Below are 638 nucleotides of genomic sequence, written 5' to 3' on the forward strand. Positions count from 1 at the left end.
CTGTCGTCCTACGACTTCCCGGGCGACGATATCCCGATCGTCAAGGGTTCGGCTCTGGCTGCTCTTGAAGATTCGGACAAGAAGATCGGTGAAGACGCGATCCGCGAGCTGATGGCTCAGGTCGACGCCTACATCCCGACGCCTGAGCGTCCGATCGACCAGCCCTTCCTGCTGCCGATCGAAGACGTGTTCTCGATCTCTGGCCGTGGTACGGTTGTGACGGGGCGCGTCGAGCGTGGTATCGTCAAGGTTGGCGAAGAAGTCGAAATCGTCGGCATCCGCGCCACGACCAAGACGACGGTGACCGGCGTTGAAATGTTCCGCAAGCTGCTCGACCAGGGCCAGGCCGGCGACAACATCGGCGCTCTGATCCGTGGCGTTCAGCGTGACGGCGTCGAGCGTGGCCAGATCCTGTGCAAGCCGGGCTCTGTCAAGCCGCACAAGAAGTTCATGGCTGAAGCCTACATCCTGACGAAGGAAGAAGGCGGCCGTCATACGCCGTTCTTCACCAACTACCGTCCGCAGTTCTACTTCCGCACGACGGACGTGACCGGCATCGTGTCGCTTCCGGAAGGCACGGAAATGGTTATGCCGGGCGACAACGTCACGGTTGCCGTTGAACTGATCGTTCCGATCGC

General features: G+C 61.0%; 1 protein-coding gene. It reads left to right on the plus strand.

From position 1 onward, the window contains the following. On the plus strand, positions 1–638 hold a 638-nt coding region (locus ACEXP3_RS24700; protein ID WP_377299815.1), incomplete at both ends, for an EF-Tu C-terminal domain-related protein.

This window comes from Neorhizobium fuzhouense (assembly GCF_042611105.1).
GTDB lineage: Bacteria > Pseudomonadota > Alphaproteobacteria > Rhizobiales > Rhizobiaceae > Neorhizobium > Neorhizobium galegae_A.